The organism is Arenibacter lacus (assembly GCF_008711145.1).
GTDB lineage: Bacteria > Bacteroidota > Bacteroidia > Flavobacteriales > Flavobacteriaceae > Arenibacter > Arenibacter amylolyticus.
The window spans coordinates 1-10,571 of record NZ_VVIN01000084.1; the positions used below are offsets into that span (position 1 = coordinate 1).

A 10,571-nucleotide genomic window follows, 5' to 3' on the forward strand; every position below is an offset into this window, starting at 1 on the left:
TTATTTTAAATCACCTCAAAACACTAATAAAATCAATACTTCAACGATTATCTAACCCTATTTTCAGGGGATGGCTAGTATAAGATTACCCCTTTCCCAGCAGGGTACCTAGAGCATTTAACGCATAATCGACTCTACCCAATTACAGGTTTAAACACAATATCATCGTATAAACAGCCTATTCCCCACCATATTTCTTCTCCTTTCAGGGGGCACATGGCAACATCGCTAGCCTGCTTACAGCGTAAGGTTCACAAAAAATCATTAGGTATTTAACTCCTCGCAGCAATGATATGTTCTACAATTTCCTGAAAAATGCTTCTCCAGGAATCCACCTTACCCAGTTCTTTTCCCATTCTCACCACAATGACCTTTTCCGTAGGGAAAACGAATAAAAATTGCCCTAGATGACCGGTCCCTGCAATACTATTAATTGTGAATCCCGATTGGGTTTTATCGGCATAGATCCACCAAAAGTTACGGTAATATAAATCCGCGGAAAAATCGGATAATTGATACTCTTCGGAAATATCAAAACTATAGTCCATCCATTCTTTGGAGATTAATTGTTTGTTGTTCCAACGTCCATCATTCAACACCAGTCGTCCAAACTTAGCAAAGTCAATGGCCCTGATATTTAATCCACTTTCCATTTTTGTCATACCAGACCGCTCACTATCCATACTCCAGGAACCAGCGTACTCCATGCCTAGCTCATTCCACAAATTCTCTTCAAAGTATTTAGCTGCTGGGAGATGGGTTACGCTTTCCAGTATCATCCCTAGCAGAATGGGATTATAGGAATTATATTTAAACCTACTTCCAGGATCGTATTCTAAAGGCAATTCTAGAACCCGCTCCCTTAGTTGTGGATGGTAATAAGCCTTGGGCTTATCTCCCCAAGGTAGATCGTGATCTTTAAACTGAATGCCACTTTGCATTTCCAACAACTGCGAAATAAGTAGGTCGCTATAATTGGTGTCCGTTTGCAATAAGCCTGGGATATAGTACCCTACTGGGTCCTTTACATCATTGATAAAACCATCATCAATAGCGATTCCTGTTAAAAGAGAAGTAATGGATTTAGCAATCGAAAAAGAGGTGTTTATAGAATTTCTACGATACCCATTTAGGTATTGTTCATATAATATGGTATCATTTTTAATAATTATAAATGCAGTAGTACCCGTTTTTTTTAAGAGAGGCAATAACTTCTGCTGTTTCCCCTCCTTTATACTTACCATTAAGTGGTTTAAATTACTATCTATCTTTGATGGAAAATAAAAGGGATTGGATGCTGCCTTAAAGCTATACTTGGGAAATTTCTGATGGTCTTCAATGTCAGACGCCCTCCATTTTATATACCTCCCATAATAACTTTCCGTACTACTGGCAATATATACAAGAGCCAGCGCCAGCAGGATAAATAATACTATGGATTTTTTTTGTCCCATCTTTATAGCTTGGTTGTCTATTTCCTAACGAACATTTCCCCTAGCCATCCACAATCAACCCACCGGTCATTGTCATGAGCAATGGGTGCCCCCAAAAAACTGTAAGGTGGGTTGGGTAGCTGTTGGATTTCAACTACTTAAAGTTACTTAATTTCGAGGAAGTTCTACTAGCCATGAAACAGTATTCTTTTTTGTAAAGTCTTAGAAAAACAAGCTAATTCCTCCCTTATACAAGGAGTACAAAGACCAGGAATCTACCAGGGCATGGCCTAAAATAATGGCATAAAGATTTTTTTTACTCAAATAAAATGAACTCCCAAATACGATTGCAGCCAAGAAAATTCCAGTGACACCCACAATTCCCTGAAAGCTGTGGGATACTCCAAAATAAAACGCTGTTACCAACACCACCAAAACCTTATGATATTGAAGGTTTTTGAAAAGTTTTTCCAAAACGTAAAATGTAAAACCACGGTAAAAGATCTCCTCGGCGATTGCTGCGCTCAACATAGCTTTCCACCAATAGTCCGTAACAAAAGCAGCATTTCCCTTTAAATCCCCATACGCAGAGACATCCACTTCCGTATTTAACAATCTTTCCATCATAGGATTAACAAGATTGCTAATGCACACCACTATGGTAATAGCTATTATGAATCCCCAAATGACGGTATTTTTCCATCTGGGCCAATCCAGTCCAAGTAACCCCAGATCATGGTATCTCATTGCCATATACGCCAATATTATGGCTGCAATTGTGGGAACTTTCCACGGAAAAGGTATTGGTTTAAAATAAGAGATCGCAATTAAGAAAATAAACACCAAAACATCCAAAAAGGTGGATTGGGACAACTTCTTTAGGGTAACCATTGATCTTGTGTTTTTAGAAAAAAGGTTTAAAAATACAAAAATCAGAAAATCACCCAAAAGCGTTATTAAAATTACACTTCCCACCTTCAAAGCTGTTTAGAATGATATTTCTTTCAAGATAATGACTTGCACTACGAGTAAGTCCCGATTAACTTACCGCTAAATAACGAAGAACACCTTAGCCGCTACTAGTCCAGTTGCCAACGTAGCTCCCTATTCCTATTGCTTCATTGAGAAGCCTGTTTTCTGAAGCTGCAAAAAACAAATTTTTGAATGGTATTAAAAGGGGTTTTATGATCTACGCTTATACAATTTATCTTTTCAAAATAGTTCTTCAACCGGTCTGCCATGGTAGTTTAGGAGTACTGTATAATATCGATACCACTACATTTTTTGGGACCTTGCTCGGAAAATGTACCTATCACCAGAAACAATAGCGTCCTAAACGTTTAAAAAAGGAAGGGAGTTTTGTAACTCAAAGTTATCTTTGAGGTGCGAAACAAAAATCAACCCTTCCCATGACAAATATAACCCTGTTTTCACAGATAATTAAAAAACTTGATCGTTCTTCTTTCAATAAAATGGTCAGAGAAAAGCAAACGGACAAGCATTCCAAAGGATTTAATAGCTGGACCCATATGGTCTCGATGCTTTTCTGCCAGTTTGCCAAGAGCCAATCCGTCCGTGATATCAGCAACGGGCTCCGCTCGGCCACCGGTAACCTGAACCATTTGGGAATTGAGAGGGCTCCGTCCAAATCCACGGTCAGCTATCAAAACCAGAGACGGGACTGGGAACTCTTCAGGGATTATTACTATAAACTGCTCCAAACATTAGGACAGCATGCCTATCGCAAGCGTGTAAAATTCAGGATCAAATCAAAGATATTCCTGCTGGACTCCACTACCATAAGCCTGTGCCTAAGCCTTTTTGATTGGGCGAAATACAAGACGGCAAAAGGCGCCATAAAGATGCATACACTTCTGGATTATGATGGGCATCTGCCGGCCTATGTGAACATTACAGATGGAAAGACAGCGGATAACAAGGGTGCTTATGACATACCGCTGTTAAAACAGAGCGTCATTGTTGCCGACCGGTTCTACAATGATTTTTCCCTGCTCAAGGTCTGGGACAGCAACCAGGTGTTTTTCGTTATTAGGCATAAAGAAAACATCCGGTTTAAAAGTATTAAGGAGAACGAACTCCCCGACGATATGCACGGGCATATCCTAAAGGATGAGATCATTGAACTCACGGGGTACCGGTCGTCCCAGAAATACTCCAAGCGGCTTAGAAGGGTGGCCATATGGGATGATGAGAACCAGCAGGAAATAGAACTCATCACCAACCAAAAGACTTGGACAGCAAACACGATAGGTGAACTTTACAAGGCACGTTGGCAGATAGAAATATTTTTCAGGGAAATAAAACAGTTGCTACACATTAAGTCTTTCGTGGGCACATCGGAAAATGCGGTAATGATCCAAATATGGACAGCCTTGATTACAATCCTCGTCCTTAAGGCATTGAAAGCGATAGGAAAATACCCCTGGCACTTATCGAATCTGGTCTCTTTTATAAGATTGAACCTTTTTGTCAAGATAGACCTTCAAAAATGGCTAGACGAGCCTTTTGTCGAGCCAAAACCGCCGCCCGGAAATCTAAGGCAGGGGGTCCTATTTTGAAAAAGGAAAGAAATACACTGAAAAGAAAAGTAAAAACGGTAGTTTTAGAACTTCCTGAAATCGTTTAGGACAGTATTGCACCAGAAACCCTAATGGGTTTATGCTTTTAAAATCGGTTTCCAAATAATTGGCAATATCCCTATCATCGGTCAGAAAGTGAAAGGCAGCACGGTCGTGCCAAAAATCATATTTCTCCGTTGGTATAAATGACGACGCATCTGCGACGATCCAGGTAACCTTTATAGCTCTTTCCCCTAATCGGTCTTTAGCTCTTTCGATAGCAGCTGCTGAAATATCGAGGACCGATATATGCTGATACCCCAAATCGAGTAAAAGATCTACCAGATAACAACCCCTCCCCCGATATCGATCACTTTGGCATTTTTGGGGACTTTAAAGTGCTTAAAGAATTCCAAGAAAGTCTCTGGAATTGACCGAATCCAACTAACCTCCATTAATTCCTTGGTTTGATAGATATGCTCCCAGTGCTTCTTTCGATTAAATTCTTCCATTTTAAAAATTATTAAGGTTCGCAACAACCTGATCGATTTAGGTTGGCCTCTAAACTAGGCTTATCTTTTGCAGCGGTAAACATAATTGATGAAGGGAATGAACACCCCTAAATTTTGGTGAACGAGCATGCTTTTCCAAACGGTGTATTTTTTCTCTAATTGGAAGTTAGGCGAATTATTATTCGCAACGTTTGGCCATTGCTCTTACGGGAAAGGAACCAATCCCTTTAATTTTTGGTGGAATCGCACTAAACTTCAATCGACCCTCTGGCAGGGATTGCAAATTGGTAAGATGCTCTACGATTAGGATATCCGCGCCTAGAAGAATGGAGTGCACTGGCCTTTGTTTGCCTTCGGTATTATCCACATTCAAGGAGTCTATACCTACTAGTTTAACTTGGGCATCCTTCAAAAATCTGGCACAAGTAGCGGTTAGGTGCGGATGCCCTTCAAAATACTTTTCCGTATTCTAGTGTTGGTCCCATCCGGTATGGAAAAGTACCGCCCGATTGTTGATATCATAGGAGTCTAGATGCGCTTCAGTAATTTTCAAATTTTCTTTGTAGGGGACACTCACCACAACGGCATCTAGGTCTGCAAAGTGTTCCAGGCCCATTTCGGTGAAGTCCTTTCCGTGGGCAAAACGGTGAAATGGGCAGTCAATGTAGGTTCCGGTATTTGCGACCATTTCTATTTTCCCAATTTGGAATTCGGTCCCTTCACCATATATCTTTTTAGATTCCTCCCTACTTAGATAATCACAGATAATGGGGGCGGGTAATCCCTTGTAAGTGATGAGTCCGTCATGGATCGTATGACTCAAATCAATCCATTTTCCCTTTGTTTCCATTTACAGTTGAAGCTTAATTGATAAGAGGTCCTGTTTATTTAAACTTTCAATCAGTTGATTATAGCGAAATAATCCTTGGAATTTCCTTCTATGGTATTTTTAAGGTTCATAAGATTGGTTTCCTCTTGTCCTTTAATAAAACCTCCCATTAAGGCCACTAAAGATTTGGATACCATCCCATTTCCTTTGCAGGTGGTGTTAGAACTAATCTTTGTTTTTCCATCCACAGCCTCCATAACGAGCTTATAATCCATATCCATAAAGTCTGACGTAAATAGCATGGAAATAGATTGGTTGGGTTTAATATCCGTTATGGTTTCTCTTATTACCATCTCTTGGCCGTCGTCCACAAAATAAACATCCGATACGGAACCCACCTCCCCTGGAGTACCACTTATAGGTTCTATTTTCTGAAACCCCTCTAACCATTCGGACATTTTTTCTTCGTCCTGACTAACGGCCCAAGATTCAGCTAGTGGTTTGTCTACCATTATATCGCATTCATAGGTTACTTGTGGCTTGATGATCCCAATAAGGAAAAATGCAATAACTAAGATGGCGAAGACTCCAAGAATATACTTTAGGTATTTCATGATTTTTCGTGGTTTAGGTTAGCTTAAATATAAAAGGAAAATATTATAACGCATGACCAAAAGAAAATTCCTAGGCCTACTTTAAGGCAATAGGTGTTACTTTACTTGGTTATTGGCAGTTCCTTTATGGTAGAATGAAGATGGATTATTCTCCATTTACCCGCTGTTTTCTTCCAAATTTTGGTTACATACTCCAATATTTTAATATGCTCGTCTTTAGGATATTCTAAAGTTCGGATTTCATATCCGGAATTTACGGTTAGCGGATAAATAGTTACTTCATTGGTTGTAGCTTTTTTAAATGGCCTTGGAATAGTTGTGCAAAATTTCCCGATCATCTTTTTAGAGGAAACCTTTCGTCCGTTTGCCAAAAAAGTTATGTTCTCCGCCATAAAATCCAATACCGTATCACAATCTCCTGTACGAAATGCATTTTGCTCGGCCATAACCGATTCTTGGATTTCTAGCTTGACTTTATCGGCATCAAAATCTTGACTCCTTATTACTAGCGAAAAGCTTAGAAAAAAGAAGGTAAATAATATTACAGTTAGCGATTTTCCCATTGTACTAATTTTAAGATATACCCTGTCACTGGTCACAGGAATAGCATAATACTATGCACCTACTTTCAGTCTCACTACCAATTCATTATTTATACTTCAATTTAAGGATTTATGTTTAAACAGGTGCTAATTTGGAGTCCCTATGTTTGGGGTGGGTCTTTCTGAACAGTTGGACGTTTTATAATTCTTCATTACCAACAAACTTCATAGTTCCTTTCTTCATGGAGTATTGCAATCATATTCCATGTCCAATCTAGTCCCTGATACTTATCCTTAATTGGCGGAAGTGCATTATTTTCTCCAAGCCGGACTTTCATTTCTTCCCAGAGTGTTGGTTAGTTGAACTCGCTCCTTCGTATCAATGTTTATTTTCGAGATATTATAATTTCCTCTATATCCCGCAGTATAAACAAGCCATTTTCCATCGGGTGACCAATCGGGTGAATAACATTCAATAGTATCGTTAGTTAGGTTGTATAAATTTGTGCCGTCAGAATTCATAATAAACAAATCCCATTGCCCATTAGTACTCCCATAAAATGCGATCTGTTTTCCATCAGGTGAAAATTTTGCTCCTGAATCATACCCTTCTTTAGTTGTCAGTCTTCTCACCTTAGAGCCATCGGAATTCATTAGGTGTATTTCTCCATTTGCAGCATGCGAAGTATCCGTAGCGTCGCGATATTGCCTTGTGAACAATATTTCTTGCCCGTTTGGAGACCAACTAGGACTTTCTTCATAATTTTTGTTTTGCGTGAGTGGCCTAACATTAGAACCGTCTTTGTCCATTGCATAGATATTTCGCGATTGAGAATCTCGATCACTCATAAAAACTAGGGTATTTCCATCTGGAGATACAACTGGGAGTACATCTACTGAGGTATTATTTGTTAACCGTTTTAAATCCGTTCCGTCGGTATTAACAGAATAAATCTCTGCATTGCCATCTCTTTTGGAATAGAAATAAATACTTTGACCATCATGAGACCAAGAAGGGCTAAAGTCTAGAGAATCATTTTTTGTAATATTTCGTAGATTCTCTCCATTACTATCCATAATATAAATTTCTGCATTTCCATCCCTATTGGTCACAAATGCAATTTCCAGGTTGGATAAATTCTCATTTGCAACATGTACTTTCTTATTCTCTTTACAGGAATTGAAAATCAGAACAAGTATTAGGAATTTAATTGTTTCCATAAGCGGTGGATGGGTATGATCTAACTTTTATACGGCAAAAACCTAAAGCCCTTTACAATTTAGTCAATCTCCTCCAATCATCAAATAGGACAAGTATGAAATTTGCGACAACTAGCGTTAAACATCTAGATATTCTTGCAGTACGTCTACTAGGTAGGCCGATGCATTTTGTTTTCCTTTGCAATCGAAAAAACCATATAGATTACGATGATTGCCAAAGCATAAAATACACCTGTTGTAGTAAGTGATAGGTTCGTAAAATAGAGGTCTATATTTCCGTATCTAGGCAATCCGAATTGCGTGGTAGGGGATATTACATCAATCCCATTAAAGTGATATATGGTCATCCCTTCACTATAAATAAAAGGCAATGGAGCCGCTATCAGTAATAGGAAATTTCTTTTCCATAACGCCAATAAAATAAGGATAAGGAGCGTGGCGCCAATAGATGTATAGGCGAGATTAATCTTCATCTGGTTAGCGTCAAAACTAGGGACTTTGAAAGCGCTATCAGGAGAATGGATTGAACTGCCAATATTCACTTTTTGGGGCTCAAACCTACTTAAAGTAAGCTTTCCTTCTTTATCGAGAACATTCAAAGAATAAGAATATTTCCCACCTTCTTTAAAGGTTACCCAATATTTTAAATTGTACTCTGAAAACTCATTGTGGTCGCTTACCAACACAGCTTTACGTAACGCAGTTTCATGCTCCGCACCCTTCCAGGCTATCGCATTTTTTATTAGCCTATCTCTATAAGCTTGCGATAGGTTTTCGTCTAAATAGGATTGATAAAAATCGTTTGGAGTAAAGGTGTTGACGGATGCTTTAATCGCCTTCTCGGATTATTGCAGTATTGTAGCCGGTATTTCTTCTTTTTTAGAACAAGAGGAGCATAGCATAGTTAGTATTAGAAGATATCTATGGGTCGGATGGTGCATCTATTAGGTATTTTGATTTTTTGAATCCTCTTACAAAGTACAACTTATGAAAGATTTCCCCTAATAAAAAACATGTCTTTTAGTGCTTCCTATAGATCTCCCCTTACTTAATATGAAGCGTCAAGAAAATAATTCGCTCTATAGGATTGGTCACCGGTTTGGTTAGTTGGAACAATTCTTATTCAGCAGATCTTATGTTGGGTTGAAGACATTAAACTTAGCTGCAAAATCTAAAAACTCCCATTTATTCTGTGCAATGTACTTAGTGCACAAAAATCCGCTAGTGAATCATTAGAATCAATTCATACGTCAGAAGTTGAGATAATTCCTCCTAAGGCCCCAATGTTCGTTAAGTTAATTTTGTTGGTGATTAGGATTTGATGATCCTCTTATAAACTTTCCAATTCCTTTAAAGTAGTCAATGAAAGGTGATGGAAGATAAATAACTGGCTGCCTACCTTTGTCACCCACTTTGAAGCATTTATATTACCTAAGGCATCGTTATTTTTAATAAGAAAGATTTCCGAAATTTCAATTAAATCATCCAATCTATGAAGTAAATTTAGGTTATGATGTTCATTTTGCAGGTTTTATGGTTGCTTTTTGGATAATTCCATCAACACCTTCATTGCCTTCTCCGAGTCCTTTATATCCACGAAAATATGATCGTGATAATATCCAGCAATTACATTGCAGCTAATATTGTTTTTCGCTAATTCCGTTGAAAATATAGCAGTTATTAAACCTACTGCATCTAAGGATGAGTGAACCATAAGAGTAATCCACGAAGCTACATACTGATAGTTTAAATTAAGCCCGTCTGCCTTGGTTTTCTCAATAACAATAGTGGTTCCTTCTATTTCTTGGAATTCACAAAGGGTGTCGTTTCTATTAATCTCGTTAATATCCTTTACCGTAGCAAACACGTATTCCCCTAAATTGAGCTTGGGAGTCATTCCTTTTAATAATTTAGAGATATCCGTTTCCCCAGCCATTTAATTTCTGTTTATTTTCAACTTGCTACTACCAAGGGTCTATAGCGCGATTTAAGTCACATTTTATAGTATTAGCCCTTTTAGTCCCTTAACTGAAAGTCTATGGTAGAAACCACCCGGACAATCTTAATTTGAGGGGTATTTTCATCTCTGTCATTAATTGTGAAAAGCCCTTGTCTTGCTATCCTGATTTCCCCGACTTGTGAATTAGAATCACGGGCAAATTTCTTGGCCACTTCTCTGGCATTTTTGGTTGCCTCCTCTATCATAGAGGGTTTAAGATCATTTAATCCTGTAAATACATATTCAACTGGCTTCCATGTATTCTTAGATTCTAGTAAAATACCCTTGGACATAAGTTTCAGGGATTCAGAAAGCGCTTTTTGAAGCTTGTTAATATCCTTTGTTCTAACCGTAAACTCTGATTTAGCCAAATATCGGAATTCGCTATTCCTAGAATTGGAATTATATATATCTGCACGGACATCATTAATGTTGGTACTCCCTTTAGTAAGTTCGTTTTCCTCAAATCCTTGAGCAATAAAAAAATCATATACTTCCTTGTTTTGCTTTTCAACATTAACCTTTAGGGAGTTAAGATCATTTGCGGTGAGGGTAATGTTGATTGGCCAAACCGCTAAATCAGCATTTACTTCACGTTCTGAAAGGCCTTTTACTTGAACAAACCGGTCATACCTTTTGCCAGTTTTATGCATGTTTCCAATAAAAAATCCTGCAATGATAATTGATGCACCGAGTATTAAGGATTTTATCCAGTCTATTTTCATGATTTCTTAAATTTTAATAGTTGCAAACGGGAGTCTGCGCAGAAACCCCTTTTCGGTTAAATTTAAGTGATTTGTTTTGATTTACATGAAGGTACAATGGGTTTTACGGCCGATTCT

General features: G+C 38.3%; 12 protein-coding genes. 1 reads left to right on the forward strand and 11 read right to left on the reverse strand.

Features of this window, described 5'->3' with window-relative positions; translation table 11 throughout:
- Positions 1-272: 272 nt before the first annotated feature.
- The gene (locus F1E73_RS15550) at positions 273-1,454 is read right to left on the reverse strand and encodes a serine hydrolase domain-containing protein (protein WP_150452451.1); all 1,182 of its coding nucleotides are present in this window, start codon (positions 1,452-1,454) and stop codon (positions 273-275) included.
- A 201-nt stretch (positions 1,455-1,655) separates the two neighbouring features.
- Positions 1,656-2,324: a CPBP family intramembrane glutamic endopeptidase gene (locus tag F1E73_RS15555; RefSeq protein WP_140157766.1), complete on the reverse strand. Its 669-nt coding sequence runs from the start codon at positions 2,322-2,324 to the stop codon at positions 1,656-1,658.
- Positions 2,325-2,842: 518 nt separating this feature from the next.
- Between F1E73_RS15555 and F1E73_RS15565 the strand changes: the two genes are divergently transcribed.
- Complete coding sequence (locus tag F1E73_RS15565) at positions 2,843-4,012, forward strand: IS4 family transposase (protein WP_086478585.1); 1,170 nt, start codon at positions 2,843-2,845, stop codon at positions 4,010-4,012.
- Here the strand turns inward: F1E73_RS15565 and F1E73_RS15570 are convergent.
- The 9 genes from F1E73_RS15570 to F1E73_RS15605 form a co-directional block, all read right to left on the reverse strand.
- Positions 4,004-4,336, reverse strand: a complete 333-nt coding sequence (locus tag F1E73_RS15570; protein WP_262714307.1) for a class I SAM-dependent methyltransferase — start codon at positions 4,334-4,336, stop codon at positions 4,004-4,006. The genes F1E73_RS15565 and F1E73_RS15570 overlap by 9 nt on opposite strands.
- A 14-nt stretch (positions 4,337-4,350) precedes the next feature.
- The gene (locus F1E73_RS17950; protein WP_223883473.1) at positions 4,351-4,524 is read right to left on the reverse strand and encodes a hypothetical protein; all 174 of its coding nucleotides are present in this window, start codon (positions 4,522-4,524) and stop codon (positions 4,351-4,353) included.
- 469 nt (positions 4,525-4,993) lie between these two features.
- Positions 4,994-5,374 (reverse strand): cyclase family protein, encoded by a 381-nt coding sequence (locus tag F1E73_RS17955; RefSeq protein ID WP_217868761.1) that lies wholly within the window; start codon positions 5,372-5,374, stop codon positions 4,994-4,996.
- Positions 5,375-5,424: 50 nt separating this feature from the next.
- Positions 5,425-5,967 (reverse strand): SRPBCC family protein, encoded by a 543-nt coding sequence (locus F1E73_RS15580; RefSeq protein WP_150452452.1) that lies wholly within the window; start codon positions 5,965-5,967, stop codon positions 5,425-5,427.
- Between the two features lie 101 nt (positions 5,968-6,068).
- Positions 6,069-6,530, reverse strand: coding sequence for a DUF4440 domain-containing protein (locus F1E73_RS15585; RefSeq protein ID WP_150452453.1), 462 nt, complete (start codon positions 6,528-6,530; stop codon positions 6,069-6,071).
- Between the two features lie 291 nt (positions 6,531-6,821).
- Positions 6,822-7,730, reverse strand: a complete 909-nt coding sequence (locus tag F1E73_RS15590; protein ID WP_150452454.1) for a TolB family protein — start codon at positions 7,728-7,730, stop codon at positions 6,822-6,824.
- 149 nt (positions 7,731-7,879) lie between these two features.
- Positions 7,880-8,203, reverse strand: a complete 324-nt coding sequence (locus F1E73_RS15595; protein WP_140157765.1) for a hypothetical protein — start codon at positions 8,201-8,203, stop codon at positions 7,880-7,882.
- A 1,058-nt stretch (positions 8,204-9,261) separates the two neighbouring features.
- Positions 9,262-9,666: an ACT domain-containing protein gene (locus F1E73_RS15600; RefSeq protein ID WP_086477980.1), complete on the reverse strand. Its 405-nt coding sequence runs from the start codon at positions 9,664-9,666 to the stop codon at positions 9,262-9,264.
- A gap of 80 nt (positions 9,667-9,746) precedes the next feature.
- Positions 9,747-10,454: an SIMPL domain-containing protein gene (locus F1E73_RS15605; RefSeq protein ID WP_086477979.1), complete on the reverse strand. Its 708-nt coding sequence runs from the start codon at positions 10,452-10,454 to the stop codon at positions 9,747-9,749.
- Positions 10,455-10,571: the final 117 nt, after the last annotated feature.